Raw genomic sequence first — 12626 nt, forward strand, 5'->3', positions numbered from 1 at the left:
ATGAAGACAATTATTGCAGAAAAACCAAGCGTAGCAAGGGAAATAGCCGGACTTGTAGGTGCATCCGATAAAAAGGATGGCTATCTCACAGGCAACGGCTATTTTGTTACGTGGGCATTCGGACATTTAGTAGGCTTGGCAATGCCGGAAGATTACGGGATTTCGGGATTTGATAAAGCGGTTTTACCTATACTGCCTAACCCTTTTTTATTAACAGTTCGGAAAGTGAAAAAAGACAAAGCTTACACTACCGATGCTGGTGCATTAAAGCAACTGAAAGTAATCAAAGAACTATTCAATAAAAGCGATAGCATTATTGTAGCAACAGATGCAGGCCGTGAGGGCGAATTGATATTTCGCTATATATACGAATACCTCAAATGCAACAAGCCATTTGAACGTCTATGGATCAGCTCGCTTACCGAAAAAGCCATTAAGCAGGGTTTTGATAAATTAAAAGATGGGTCAGAATTTGACGGACTGTATAAGGCAGCACAAGGAAGAAGTCGTGCCGATTGGATCGTCGGTATTAATGCTACCCAGGCGTTAAGCATTGCCGCAGGAAATGGTATCTATTCTCTTGGGAGAGTTCAAACACCTACGCTGGCTTTGATATGTAAGCGTTATCTCGAAAACAGGGATTTTAAAGTGAAGAAATATTGGCAAATACAATTACAGCATAACAAAGAATTTATTGATTTCAATAGCCTTTCCAAAACCAAATGGGATGACCTAAAGTTGGCAGGAGATACGTTGAAATCTATTGAAAGAGTTAAGAGCGTTACTGTTACTTCTGTCGAGAGTAAAAGGATTACAGAGCAACCTCCTTTATTGTTCGACCTTACGGGATTACAAAAGGAAGCCAATAAGAAACTCAATCTTTCTGCTGAAGAAACCCTCAATATTGCCCAAGGTTTGTACGAAAAGAAATTCATTACTTATCCACGCACGGGAAGCAAATACATTCCCGAAGATATGTGGGCAGAGATCCCCGGCCTTGTGAGAGCCTTGCAGGACAGGGAAAGCTGTAAACAAGCCACCTCAAAAATGAAATGGGGACGTTTCAATAAGCGTATTGTAAATGACCTGCGGGTTACCGACCACCATGGTTTATTGATCACTGAGAAAATCCCATCAGCTCTGAACGCAAAGGAAAACGCGATTTATGACATGATTGCTTTTCGATTGCTAGAAGCACTTTCCGGGGTCTGTATAAAAGAGATTACCGATATAGGTTTACAGGCATTGCATTATGATTTCACGGCGAAAGGCTGTAAGATAACGGAAGCAGGCTGGCGTTCTATTAAAGGCACTTTCTTCGATGCCGATACCGAAACTGTACAGGATCTTCCTGAATTAAAAAAAGGCAATGAACTCAAAATAAAAAAAGCCTCCGTTCTCGAAAATAAAACTAAACCACCTGTACTTTATACCGAAGCTGGGCTTTTGTCGGCTATGGAAAGTGCTGGAAAGGAAATTGAAAATGAGGACGAACGCAAGGCTTTACAAAATATTGGTATCGGTACACCTGCCACAAGAGCAGCGATTATTGAAACTATATTTACCCGCAATTATATTCAACGGGAAAAGAAGTCCTTAATCCCTACTGAAAAAGGATTACAGGTATATGAACTCGTCAAAAACAAAAAAATTGCAGACGTAGCCATGACTGCCGAATGGGAACTTGCCTTGCAGAAAATCGAAAATGATGAAGCCAATGCCGGAGAGTTTCAGAAGGAAATGAAAGCCTACGCTTCAACCATTACCAATGAATTATTGCAAACTACCATTGCCATAAAGAACCTGCCTAATTTGATTTGCCCAAAATGTAGAAGCCAACATGTAATTATCCGTGATAAGATTGTCAAATGTCCAGATGAAGCTTGTAATTGGTTGCAGTTCCGTAATGTGTGTGGTGTGCAAATCAGTATTGTCGATATTGAAAGCCTTGTAAGTAAAGGAAAAACTTCACTCCTCAAAGGAATGACTAGTAAAACTGGAAAGAAATTCGATGCCTATATCGTATTGAATGAAAAAGCAGAAAGTTCATTCGAATTTGAGAAAATTAAAAGCTACAAAAAATAATGGAAAATAAACCTGTCATTAGTCCAATGGAAATCAAAAACCTGATTTATACTATACGTGGAAAACAAGTGATGCTGGATAGTGACCTTGCTATCTTATATCAGGTGGAAACCAAGAACCTTAACAAAGCAGTAAAACGAAATATTGAAAGGTTTCCAGTTTCGTTCTGCTTTCAACTGACCGAAGCGGAAGTTCAAAACTTGAGGTTCCAATCTGGAACCTCAAGTGTAAGTTACGGTGGAAGACGTTATTTGCCCTATGTTTTTACCGAACAAGGGATTGCAATGGCTTCCGCAATACTTCGTTCAGATATTGCTGTTAAAGTAAGTGTTGAAATTATGGAAGCCTTTGTAGAAATGAGACGAATGCTTATTAACAACGCTTCTTTGTTTCATCGTTTGGATAAGATTGAATTGAAGCAGTTAGAAGCCGACCAGAAATTTGAAGATATTTTTAAGGCACTGGAAAGCGATAAACTCCACACGGAAAAAGGTATTTTCTACGATGGACAAATATTTGATGCTTATACCTTTATTTCTGATATTATCCGAAGTGCCAAAATTTCCATTATACTCATTGATAATTATGTTGACGATACAGTCCTCACATTGCTCGGAAAGCGTGAGCAGTCAGTAACTGCCAAGATTTACACCAAAAATATCAATAACCAATTACAGCTTGATTTGCAACGATACAACAGCCAATATCCAGCTATTGAAATTAAGCTCTTCTCTGATGCTCACGACCGTTTTCTGATTGTTGACAATACAGAACTCTACCATATCGGAGCATCCCTTAAAGATTTGGGAAAGAAGTGGTTTGCCTTTTCAAGAATGGATATTGAGGTTGGCAGGATGCTTAATATTTTGAATAAATAAAAAACAATACCTAGAACCTCGGAGGAGTTGTTGTTATGCTTTAAAGGCTTTGCAAAGAAATCTTTATTAACATCTTAAATCAATTTATTACCATCTTTACTCCATCGATATTTTATAAATTGTGCAAACTCATCTTCATCAGCGTGTTCTAAAACGATTACTTGTGGTTTATAACCACATTCTTTATCAATATTAGCGATTTCTTCCGAGATTACTTTGAATATATTTTTCACTTGAATAATATTATCATCCACTTTCTTTTGTTCATTTTCAACGTTTTCATCCAACTCTTTGTAAACTTTTGGAAAATATACTTGACTTGGTTGATCCAAAACTAAAATTGATGGTATTTTGGATGTCGGAGTAATGCTATGTAAATATAAAAATCCTAAAAATGCGGATAAATGAATAGCTAACCAGTTTGAGCCACTTCCCATCTCCGAAAGAAGAATGTTTTCTTGCTCCTTTAAATTGTATTTTAAGGTAAATTTTTCCAAATCGAAAAGTATTTTGCCCGGTTTAAACTCTTCCTCAAAATCTAGTAAGTCACAAATAGCACTCATCTTTTCACTTAATATTACTTGCGCCTTTTGTAATTCTTCTTTCAGATTGAAGCCAGCAAGTTTATTTTTGAGATCTTCAATTTCTGCTTCTAATTCTGTATAATCGCTTTTACTATTTGATAAAAGTTTATTTCTTTCGATAAGGTTTTGAGCATTTGCTTCAGTTCGACCTTTCAATAATAAGTTTTTTTCGTACTCATTCTTGGTGTTGAATTCTTTTAAGATTTGATTGTTTAAGTTATCAGCCTTAATTTTTAAATCTTTCAATTCTTTTTTTAGAATATCTCTGTCTTTTCGAAGCGAGGCATTTTGACTTGAAGTATCATTTACATAAGTGCCTATTTTTTCAAATTCATCCTCCAATACTTCATTAGATTCTTTTATAATCGAAATTTTATCCTTTATCGCTTTTACTTCTTGATCACAAAGAGGACAATGAACATCACTAATATTTACCTCAATAGAAGCTAGTGACTTTAATCGATTAATATTTTGGGAATAATTTTTAGAAATATCATTATTCGATTTAATAGTAGATAACAAGTCTAGCACGACATCTAATTCTTTCTTCTTTTGGAATATGGAATTATCTATCTTTCTCAATTCCTCGTTAAGATTTTGATCACCTACTGAATTCGCATTAGAATTGGGCAAATCTTTTACAAGTTTTTTAAGATCGGACAATGTAATTTCCTGAGGTAGTTCTTTACCTATAGAAGTATAATACAGTGATACGATGCCAGAAAGATCCTCTCTTAATTGCTCGTTACTTATTTTTAATTTCTCGTCTAGCTTTTTCTTCTGACTCAATTCTTTTTGTTTACTTTCTAAACTTCTTTGTAAATCAAAAAAATCAGCATTTCCCCATCCCATTAATATAGGATAATCATCAATAGTTTTTTTTCTCTTATAGAAATCATCAAATCTATAAAAAAGGCTATGCTTATTAGCAATTAGATTTTGATGCTGAAATAGAAATGGTATAAAGCTCCGCATTGTTACCTTTCCTCCAGACTTTCTTTTATCTTCCTCTTCATCAGTTCTTGTATCTAAAACAGAGATTCCTATATGTTTCTCAAATTCTTTTTTAGCATCATCTAAATCGATTTGCTTTTTGTCGCTGAAATATTCTATTGAAAAATTGGTAATAACCTCTGAATTAATTTCAATACTGAAATACATTTGATTACTGTTTTTTAATCTTCCAATAATCATATGTTTGTCTTTAACTCTAAAAATCACGCAATAAAGATCTGTCCAGTCTGTTATAATCCCTTTTGGTATAGTAGACCGGCTTGCAAATAAACAGTAGTCAATAATTTCAATGATTGCACTTTTACCTGTTTTAGAATCTCCAGAAATAATATTTAGACCTTCATCGAATTTCAGTGTACGTGTTTCCTTGTTATTCTTAAAAAGAAATATATGTGAAATTGCTGCTTGCATAATTTTATAAATTAAAAAAAATTGTCTTATGGTCTTCTTTAGAAAGAATTAAACCTAAATTAAACGCTGCTTTATAATATTCTCTTAGGATAGGGTCTTTCTCTCCTGTATAACTTTCATTCTGCCCTTGTACCAATATTAAGTAATCTGAAATTTCGATATTGTAGATATTTGATAATGTAATCAAAGCTTCTTTAGTCTTCTTCTTATAATTAGTTAGTAGAGTTTCGATGACGATTAGTTCCATCTTAACTTCAGAATTTAAAAACGTATTAAATGTACTCTTTGCATTACTTTTTACAAGTTTACTTTTAATTGTATCGTTGTATATCAGTGGGAGAATATAATAGATAAGTTCTACTTTTAGTTTATTATTATTTGCACCGACTAAAGCCATCAGTAATAATTTTGATGTAAATAATGGACTAAAAAGGATTTTTTCTGTTTGAGCTATATTCATAAATCAGTTTCTTTATATAACCATTCAAAATCACTGGTTTCATTAATATTTTGAATTCTACCATTTCGAAAAAATCTTTGAGTTCCATTAAAACCGGAAATTTCACTATGAGTATTTGTAATACACTTAAAATAAACTTCTTGTGACTTTTTAATATGAGAGTTATCTTTAAATGACTCGTCTGATAAATGATAAGAGGCAGCACTTTTTTCTGTTTGAATAGCAGAACTGATCTCTGCCTCATAAACTATTATATTGTCTTTTAGAGTAGGATTTATTTTTAGAATTTCTTCGTAAGCCTCTTCCGATCTAACGTAATCTTGAAATGCCTGATGTAAATCGTTTTTCTTTATTGATATAGCATTCAATTTTTCAATAAATTTATAGCCCTTAGTCAAATCTGAATCATGTTGACCTAGTACTTTAATAGATGGAAAGGGAATATAGTCTTTGGTGAATTTTGACAGACTAAACTGCAAATCTGAATTAAAATCAGTAATGTTTACTTCCCATTTATTTGAGTTTTCAATAGCTTTCTCAATAATCCATTGCTGAAGAGCACCTATTGCAGAACTTCTTAAATTATCTTTTATTAACTTAAACGTGGAATGTTCTTTTAGGAGAGCTAATTTTTCATCAACTTTAGGCTCACCACTATTAATAACAAACCGATCTAAAAGTCCCATCAAATCAGTTTTGGATATATTTTGAGTGTCGAAAATTTCGTCTTTAAATGGTTTTGAAGTAGCTGAGATAGAATGATCATTAAGTTTTTTATATTTTGCAACTTTACCAAGTTGATTCCAGTTGTGAAAAATACTTTCACTTGGCACATTTTGGGTAGTATGGAGAATAAATCTGTCGTTCGACTTTAGTTTGTCATATTCTACAACAAGGTTTTTCAATGTCTTCCAGAGGTCCACAGAATTACTGGTAAGATTCGATTCTCCTTCATGATGCTTAACTTCAATAGATTCAGTTCCATATTGAACATCTCCGAAGCATTCAATATAGACATGTTCACCATTTTTAGCATTTAAGCAATACTCTAATGCAACTAACTTTTGGTATTCAAATCCTAATTGCTTTTTCGTTGAGTCATTATCTAAAGTTTCATTCATTTCACAGTTTATGTTTTTATCAGCCCATTTTGTATTTGTTCAGTTTTTTAAGTTTACAACTACCTACCCAAATACATATCCTGCGTGTTATGATTTAATTGTTAGAGTATACTTGTATTACAAAAATACAAAATAAATCCCTCTCTCTTAATATACTTACGCCAAATCCTGCCATTCAACGCCAAACCATTCCACTTCCATAAACGCTTCTGCGATCGGCCCTAAATTTATGGTTCAGGTAACAATTCTAAATAAAATTCTATATGGATATACAGCAAAAAGACCTATCGTATTTCAGATTACGACTACAGGAACTACTATATACCAGCTTCCCCGAAAAGGCACACGACCACAAGTTTATAGAACAACGTTCATCATGGGCTGCCAATGCTTATGAAGGTGCTTTTCGCTCAGGAAATCCAATCGACCAATGTGATGAGATCGCCAACTATATCCTGTTTGAAGGCTTACGCTTCTCCAAATTGGACACCATTTTTCAGGTAGTCTGCAATGAGTTTGACACCATAATGGCAGACGAGGAACTGCGACCGTTCACGCTTAAAATGTTCCCTGTTTGTGAGCCTGTTTTCTCAGGCTATGAACTAACCGATGGCTTCGCAAACGGTCCTGAGTTTGACCTGCTCTATACCGAAATAACCGGAACCATCGCAATCTGGATAGAGGAAAATGGGCTTCAATAAACGCCAACATCTCCAACTGAATATTGATGCCTTACGAATTGCTTTTAAACTGGAAAAGGAGAAACGACAAGCCACCGTAGGCGAAAGACTGCTAATGATGCAATACAGCGGATTTGGTGGTCTAAAATTCGTGCTGAACCCCATAGAGAATGTAATAGACATCAATCACTGGAGAAAGACGGAACACGACCTGTTTCCGCTCACGCAGGAACTCCACACACTACTCAAAGAAAATTCTGAAGACGATAAGCAATACCGCAGGTATGTGGATAGCATGAAAAGCTCCGTACTGACGGCTTTCTATACACCGCCACAAATCATAGATGCGGTTTCCGCAACCTTACGTGAAAGCGGCCTGGAGATTCAGAAATTCCTTGAACCCTCCGCAGGCATTGGCTCATTCATACAATCCTTTTCAGAAAACCAGAAAGCAAGCACTACCGCTTATGAAAAGGATCTGCTCACAGGCAAAATTCTAAAACAATTCTATCCCGAAAGCAATATCCGTGTAAGCGGCTTTGAAGAAATTTCAGAAAAGGAACATAACAGCTACGATGTTGTCGCCAGTAACATACCGTTCGGCGACACATCCGTATTTGACCTTTCTTATTCCCGAAGTAAAGACACAGCCAAAGTACAGGCTGCCCGAAGCGTACACAATTACTTCTTCCTGAAAGGTACTGATATGCTCCGTGAGGGCGGCTTACTGGCTTACATCACTTCACAGGGCATCCTTAATAGCCCGAAAAATGAACCGATACGCAGGACGTTAATGCGGGAAAATAATTTGGTTTCAGTTGTACGATTACCAAACAACCTGTTTACAGAATACGCAGGCACAGAGGTTGGCAGCGACCTGATTATCCTGCAAAAGAATACGTCAAAACAAGGTTTGACGGAAGCTGAAGAACTTTTTTGCCAAAGCAGGCAAACGGAATACAATACGCCGGGCAATGCACTTTTTCAGGATAGCACAAGGATTGTGCATACCGACCGTAAATTAGATACCGACCCTTATGGGCAGCCTGCTCTGATCTACACGCATAAAGATGGAGTTGCCGGAATAGCAAAAGACCTGCAACGGATGCTTTCAGAAGATTTTGGAAAGCATTTGGATTTCAATTTATATAAAGGAGAGCGGAACGATGAACCTGTTATACAGATTCCCGTAACACCGCAACCGCCGGTTATAGAACCTGTAGTCATCAGTCAGGAACGACAGTCATTAGCTACACCAGCAGTTATTCAGGAAAATCAACAGGAATTAAAGCAGCTAAGCATTTTCGACCTGTTTGAAAATATAAATGAACCGGTAGCGGTTCTTGCTTCACCCAAAAGAACAACGCAAGTCAAAAGGCAAAGCACTAAAGCAAACCGCCGTGCCATAGGTCGCCAGACCGATCTATTCAGTGAGATGCAGCAACCTTACACACCGCCGGTTTCCAATAAGGCTGGCAATCAAAATACATCAACCAACGGCATAAAACAGGAAGCTATCGGCGACCTGTTTTCGGGCATCAATGATAATGGCCAGGCTGCTCAACCTGCCCTCCTGAATACTATTCCCGAACCTGCTCCGTATAGTGGTGAACTGCAATCATTCCACCGGAACGATTGTCTTGTGACTGAAAATGGTTGGATTGGTCATTTGCAAGATGTAGATACATCAGGTGGTACGGCTGTTTTCCATCCTTTGCAATTACCTCCTTTACAAAAAGCAAGAGCCGAGGCGTACATTGCTGTGCGTAATAATTACCAGGGGCTTTACAACAACGAGGCAACCTTTCAAACCGAATACAAAGAAGAACGGGAAACCCTTAACCGCTTATACGATGCCTTTGTCAAAAGGTATGGCAATCTCAATAGCGCTGATAATATCAAGCTAATAAAAACGGATAGTGCCGGTAAAGAAATCCCTTATCTGGAACGTGTTATTGGAGGCGTGGTTCACAAAGCGGATATTTTCAGCCATCCTGTAAGTTTTTCTACCGTAACCATCGCAACGGACAATCCTGAAGAAGCATTAGCAGCTTCGCTCAACAAATACGGAAGCGTTGATTTGAGTTATATGTCCGAAATCAGCGGTATGACCGATGATGCTTTGAAAGAAGCATTGCACGGGCGCATTTTCTACAATCCACTGCAAAAGGAATACGAAATATCCGAACGTTGGGTTGCGGGTAACGTAGTGGAAAAGGCGGAGGAAGTCAGAACCTATATTGAAAGCAATCCGGATGATGTGCAAGCCAAAGAAAGCCTTACGGTCCTGGAAGATGCCAGACCGGGGCGTATCGAATTTGAAGAGCTGGATTTCAACCTGGGTGAACGCTGGATACCTACAGGTATTTATGCCCGTTTTGCTTCGCACCTTTTCGATACGGACGTACTGGTTCATTACTCTGAAAGCTCCGATGACTTTTCGGTAAAATGCGACCAGAAGAATGTACATATATGGGATAAATATGCCGTCAAAGCTGAAAGCCGGACGTTTGATGGAATTGCCCTGCTTAAACACGCACTGGTTAATACCACACCGGATATTACCAAAAAAGTGATGGTTGGCGATCAGGAGGTCAAGGTACGGGATATGGAAGCCATACAAATGGCAAATACCAAGATTGATGAAATTCGCACAGCCTTCAGCGACTGGCTTCACGGACAGAACGATGAGTTTAAGAAGCGGCTGACCGACCAGTATAACGATACCTTTAATTGCTTTGTGCGTCCGAACTATGACGGAAGCCATCAGAAGTTCCCCGGACTGGATAGAAAAGGCTTGAACATTCAAGACCTGTATTCCAGCCAAAAGGACACCGTTTGGATGATAAAGCTGAACAACGGTGCTATCTGCGACCACGAAGTAGGTGCAGGAAAAACATTGGTAATGTGTACCGCAGCACAGGAAATGAAGCGGTTGGGCTTAGCTCATAAGCCTATGATTATCGGGTTAAAAAGCAACGTTCACGAAATAGCCGAAGCCTACCGGACTGCCTACCCACACGCCAAGATCCTGTATCCGGGTAAGGAAGACTTCACTCCCAAAAAACGGCTACGGATTTTCGGTGATATTAAAAACAATGATTGGGACTGTATAATCCTAACGCATGACCAGTTCGGAATGATACCGCAGTCGCCCGAAATACAAAAGGAAATACTCGAAATAGAACTGGACAGCGTGGAGCGTAACCTTGATGCCCTGCAATCCCAGGGCAAGGAAGTTACAAGGGGTATGCTTGCCGGAGTAATCAAGCGGAAGGAAAACCTCGAAGTCAAGCTCAAAACGCTGCAACACGATATTGAGAAGCGCAAGGATGATGTCGTGGATTTTAAGATGATGGGGATAGACCACTTGTTTGTGGACGAAAGCCACCAGTTCAAAAACCTGATGTTCAATACAAGGCACACACGGGTTGCCGGATTAGGGAATGTGGACGGAAGCCTGAAGGCTATGAACCTGCTTTTTGCTATCCGTACTATTCAGGAACGTATCAATGCCGATATGGGAGCAACCTTTCTTTCGGGAACAACCATCAGCAACTCGTTAACAGAGCTATACCTGCTATTCAAATACCTGCGCCCACGGGCAATGGAAAAACAGGGTATCAACTCTTTTGATGCCTGGGCAGCCATCTATGCAAGGAAAACCACCGATTATGAGTTTTCGGTGGCTAACAACATCGTAGCTAAAGAGCGTTTCCGATACTTTATTAAAGTGCCGGAACTGGCACAGTTCTACTCGGAAATCACAGACTACAGAACGGCAAAGGATATAGGTATAGACCGTCCTAATAAAAATGAGGTATTGTACAACATACCTCCCACACCGGATCAGGATGTATTTATCAAAAAACTAATGGAGTTTGCCAAAACAGGAAATGCAGAACTCTTAGGCAGATCTCCGCTCACAGACCGAGAGGAAAAAGCAAAGATGCTCATCGCTACAGATTATGCCCGTAAGATGTCACTCGATATGCGAATGGTAAGCGGTAGGTACGAAGATCACCCCGACAATAAAGCCTCCCATTGTGCTGCCAATATTGCGAAGTACTACAACCAATACAAGGCACAGAAAGGCACACAGTTCGTTTTCTCTGATTTGGGAACATACAAGCCCGGTGAATGGAATGTGTACGCCGAAATAAAACGAAAGCTCGTGGAAGATCACGGCCTTCCGGCTCATGAAGTCCGCTTTATACAGGAAGCCAAAAATGATAAGCAACGTAAGGAGCTTATCAACGGGATGAACGAGGGAAAAATACGAGTGCTGTTCGGTTCTACAAGTATGCTCGGCACTGGTGTAAACGCACAGAAAAGAGCCGTAGTGGTTCATCACCTGGATACACCGTGGCGGCCAAGCGATCTTGCCCAACGTGATGGAAGGGCAATCCGAAAAGGAAATGAAATAGCTAAATTCTTTGCAGACAACAAAGTGGACGTCATCATCTATGCGGTAGAAAAATCATTGGATAGCTACAAGTTTAACCTGTTGTATAATAAGCAACTCTTCATAGACCAGCTAAAATCTAATAATCTCGGAAAGCGAACCATTGATGAGGGAAGCATGGATGAAAAATCAGACATGAACTTTTCGGAATACGTGGCAATCCTTTCAGGGAATACCGACCTTTTGGATAAAGCGAAATTAGAAAAACAGATTGCAGGACTGGAAAGCGAAAAGCAGGCTTTCAACCGTTCCAAATTCAGTTCTAAATACAAACTGGAAGACACTACTGCAATGCTTGAAAGTGCCGGTTCCCGTCTGGACAAGTTTAAGCTCGATTGGGATGACTTACAAGGGCGCATACAAAAGCGTTCGGATGGTACTATTGCAAATCCATTGCAGCTCGATGGCTTATCCTCAAACTCAGATGTGAAGCAGATAGGAGCCAAACTTAACCAGATTGCGGACACAGCCCGTACCGGAGGTGACTATCAGGAAATAGGTAGCCTGTATGGATTTCAGTTATTGGTTAAAACAGAAGTGTCGGAAAAAGAAGGTGTGGACATTCGTGTAAATCGTTTCTTGGTACAGGGAGAAGGGAACATAAAATACACATACAACAACGGCATTATGGCTAAAGATCCTGAAACGGCAGCAATGAATTTTTTGAAAGCACTGGAAAAGCTACCGGGCTATATCGAGCAGGAACAAAAGAAAATCGCCGAACTTCAAAAGGACCTCCCCGTACTTCAGGAAGTGGTTAATGGTACATGGGCAAAGGAAAGCAAGCTAAGTGAACTGAAAACGGGACTTGCTGCCGTTGAACGGAAGATACAACTATCCATAACACCGGAAACGAAAGTTATTGAAATTCAAACAAGTACCAACAAAATACAAAACAAGGAACGTTCCCCATCTATGCGCTTGTAAG

Annotated in this window: 7 protein-coding genes; 4 read left to right on the forward strand and 3 right to left on the reverse strand. The window is 38.8% G+C overall.

All coding sequences use genetic code 11. The features are described from left to right. Both ACSV4D_RS15220 and ACSV4D_RS15225 read left to right on the forward strand, forming a co-directional pair. Positions 1-2085: a DNA topoisomerase 3 gene (locus tag ACSV4D_RS15220; protein ID WP_439228930.1), complete on the forward strand. Its 2085-nt coding sequence runs from the start codon at positions 1-3 to the stop codon at positions 2083-2085. Further along, complete coding sequence (locus ACSV4D_RS15225) at positions 2085-2963, forward strand: ORF6N domain-containing protein (protein ID WP_439228931.1); 879 nt, start codon at positions 2085-2087, stop codon at positions 2961-2963. The genes ACSV4D_RS15220 and ACSV4D_RS15225 overlap by 1 nt, the downstream gene beginning before the upstream one ends. A gap of 74 nt (positions 2964-3037) precedes the next feature. Here ACSV4D_RS15225 and ACSV4D_RS15230 read toward each other — a convergent pair whose 3' ends face one another. The 3 genes from ACSV4D_RS15230 to ACSV4D_RS15240 are packed head-to-tail and all read right to left on the reverse strand — an operon-like array spanning position 3038 to position 6553. Further along, complete coding sequence (locus tag ACSV4D_RS15230) at positions 3038-4972, reverse strand: DUF3732 domain-containing protein (RefSeq protein WP_439228932.1); 1935 nt, start codon at positions 4970-4972, stop codon at positions 3038-3040. Between the two features lie 4 nt (positions 4973-4976). After that, positions 4977-5432 carry a three component ABC system middle component gene (locus ACSV4D_RS15235; RefSeq protein ID WP_439228933.1) on the reverse strand — a complete coding sequence of 152 codons (456 nt, stop codon included), beginning with the start codon at positions 5430-5432 and terminating at the stop codon, positions 4977-4979. Further along, entirely contained in the window at positions 5429-6553 is a 1125-nt protein-coding gene (locus ACSV4D_RS15240; protein WP_439228934.1) for a hypothetical protein, read from the reverse strand. Before ACSV4D_RS15240 ends, ACSV4D_RS15235 begins: the two co-directional genes overlap by 4 nt. 263 nt (positions 6554-6816) lie before the next feature. Here ACSV4D_RS15240 and ACSV4D_RS15245 point away from each other — a divergent pair, with 263 nt between their 5' ends. Together ACSV4D_RS15245 and ACSV4D_RS15250 are read left to right on the forward strand one after the other, a co-directional pair. Further along, the gene (locus ACSV4D_RS15245; protein ID WP_439228935.1) at positions 6817-7254 is read left to right on the forward strand and encodes a DUF1896 domain-containing protein; all 438 of its coding nucleotides are present in this window, start codon (positions 6817-6819) and stop codon (positions 7252-7254) included. Next, positions 7241-12625, forward strand: a complete 5385-nt coding sequence (locus ACSV4D_RS15250; RefSeq protein WP_439228936.1) for an N-6 DNA methylase — start codon at positions 7241-7243, stop codon at positions 12623-12625. The genes ACSV4D_RS15245 and ACSV4D_RS15250 overlap by 14 nt, the downstream gene beginning before the upstream one ends. Position 12626: the final 1 nt, after the last annotated feature.

Source organism: Flavobacterium sp. ARAG 55.4, from assembly GCF_051846875.1.
GTDB classification, from domain to species: domain Bacteria; phylum Bacteroidota; class Bacteroidia; order Flavobacteriales; family Flavobacteriaceae; genus Flavobacterium; species Flavobacterium plantiphilum.